The organism is Chitinophaga sp., from assembly GCF_036569125.1.
Classification (GTDB): Bacteria; Bacteroidota; Bacteroidia; order Chitinophagales; family Chitinophagaceae; genus Chitinophaga.
The window spans coordinates 1-2,694 of the sequence record NZ_DATCRF010000113.1 but is presented as its reverse complement, the minus strand read 5'-3'; the positions used below and the strand labels follow the sequence as shown (position 1 = coordinate 2,694).

The 2,694-nt window shown below is 50.9% G+C and carries 2 protein-coding genes; both read right to left on the bottom strand.

What is annotated here, in order from left to right:
- Positions 1–576 (bottom strand): glycoside hydrolase family 125 protein (locus VIM87_RS04050; protein WP_331995733.1); only part of this gene is annotated, 576 nt, incomplete at its 3' end.
- A 60-nt stretch (positions 577–636) separates the two neighbouring features.
- Positions 637–2,694 (bottom strand): bifunctional YncE family protein/alkaline phosphatase family protein (locus VIM87_RS04045; protein ID WP_331995732.1); only part of this gene is annotated, 2,058 nt, incomplete at its 5' end.

Here is a 2,694-nt window from a genome sequence, read left to right as displayed (position 1 = left end):
GCTGGTTTTCCAATAATGGTAGGCCAGGCGTACGGTATAACAAAGGGAATCTATTTCCCATTTGCGCTCATGCAGCTCCGGCTTCATATCAGTAAGATCCTTATCCCACTCGCTGCCGGTGGGGCCTTCGTTAAAGGCATTGGCGTAAGGATCTATTAAAATGCATTTCGTTTGACGGTTAATAACACCGGCAATTAGCTGCTGCAGGGCATTATCTTCCTTTATCAGCGGCAGGTAAGGCCATACCTGGGCAGAGGAATCGCGCAGCCACATCGCATGAATATCACCCGTAAGCACAAACGTATCCGGGCGGCCGTCAATTGTTTTATGGTTTACAGTAGTATCCAGCGTATTGGGAAAGCAGTTCTCAAACATCCAGGCCAGCTTGGGATCGGCTATTTGTTTTTTGATGGAGATAATTGCTTTTTCCACTGCCTGGCTGGTGAACTTACGTTGCGCCAGCGGCGGACGTTGTGAAGCATAACCATCCCAACCTAATACCTGTTTGGGGAACCCCAACCCTATAGCGCCTGCCAGCAGGCTGCTGTTACGGATAAAATCTCTTCGTGCTACCATGGAATTATAACTTATGAAAGCGCAAGATATAAAAATAGTTGGCAGTATAAACCCCAACTATCATTCATCTTCCTCCTCCTCTTCGTCATCATCTGCACGAAGCTTTACAAAAGCGCTTCTGCGCGGGGCGGGCATAATGGCCTGCTCGCCATGAATGGCTTTCCATACCACTTCATTCAGGTCCAGGTCCGGGGCACGGTCTTCATGCGCCAGGTCAAAGGCGGCGGAACGGCGGGCGCTCTCATTCCAGGCAGTGTTACGCTCTTCCAGGTTTACATTTGCCTCCCGCGCAGTATAGGGGCTCAGGTCCGGGGTGGACGTAAAACATTCCCATAAAGGTGTTGCAGCAGCATCATACTGGCTCATTGGCGGCAGGCCCAGGATCAGCTCCATGGTGCGCAATACTCCCGCGGTGGCATACATGTTATGTACCGGGGTTTTCCGTTTGGTATAAGGGCTTATCACGTATACGGGGGAACGGTGTGCATCCACATGGTCGGAACCGTTCTGTGCATCATCTTCCAGAATAAAAATGGCGCTTTCTTTCCATACAGGGCTATGGGAGATGTGCTCTATCAGCCGGCCCACTGCCAGGTCATTATCTGCTACGGCGGCATAAGGCGTATAGGCGCCCTTACGCATGCCGCTGGTATGATCATTCCCCAGGCGTATTGTATTAAAATGCGGCAAGGCGCCTGCAGCCACCAGTGAATCAAAATCGTGCGCCCACAATTGCTGCCGGTGTATATCCTGGATGGCCAGGTCAAAATCCGGATAACCTATACAGAAATGACCTTCCAGCGATTTCAGGCTGGCCTTATTACTTCCCGCAAACTCGCCATAGGTGCGGTAGCTTACCCCTGCCCGCTGGCAATAATCCCAGATGAAGCCTTTTTTAGGATAGGCTATTTTACGGCTGCCTTCATAATCATAAGTGCCGCCACGTTTGCCATAGCTGGTAGGCCAGGTTTTTTCCACATAATCGGTGGCATAAGCAGCCATTGACCAGTTGTGTCCATCTGCGCTTACTTCTGCATCTACATAAAAATTATCCAGCAGCACAAATTCGCTGGCCAGGGCATGCTGGTTAGGCGTGATCTTTTCCGGGAATATACACAGGCTGCTATCCCCGTTGCCTTCCCGCATATCGCCCAGCACCTGGTCGTACGTGCGGTTTTCCTTGATCACATAAAACACGTATTTGATGGGCGAAACATCGCCCTGCTTTTGCGGAATGGGGTTACCGGCCGCTCCCGGCGCCAGCTGCTCACGGGCTTTGGTGTAAGGCGTATTTTCATATACCAGGCCTGACCAGCGGCTGAGTGTTGCCTCATCAGGCTCATTGAATATGGAAAGGGTGCCTTTGAACAGCGCTGCAATGTATTGTACCGGCTTATCGGTCCGTATATTGCCTTCATGGCGGCCGGCTGCATCCTGCCTGCGGATGGGGTTAGGCCCTTCCGGGTTAGCCAGGGAGGTAAATCCTTTGCCATTGGCCACCAGCACTTTTTTACCCAATACCCTTACACAGGAAGGATACCAGCCTACCGGTATAAAACCCCTGGAACGGCTTTTACCCGGCTTTTCCACATCAAATACCGCCAGGCAGTTATTGTCGGCATTCGCAATGTACAGGGTGCGGTTGTTGGCGGAAAGGGCCAGCCCATTGGTGGTGGAGCCTGCCGGCGCACCCGGGTATAAAGCAGTATTCAGGGTTTCGATCACTTTAGCGGCAGCAACATTTATGACAGATACGGTATTATCATTGGCATTGGCTACATACAGGTAGCGGCCATTGGAAGAAAGTATGAGCTCATTCGGATGGCTTTCTGTTACAATGCTTGTTGTAATACGCTGCTGTTTTGTATCAAACACGGCTACCTTATCAGCCCCCCACAGGGAAATGTAGAGCTGCTTAGCATCCGGTGACAACACACAGGTATAAGCTTCTGCTTCCAGGGGCATCTTGTTCAACACCTTGTTGTTGCTAAGGTCAATAATATACAGGCTGTTATTTTCCTTGGTTACTACATACAGCCTTTTATTCGCATCATCTATGGCAATACCTGCCGGTCCTATTTTTTCCGGCCAGGGCTTGCCCAGGGAAATGCTGTCTGC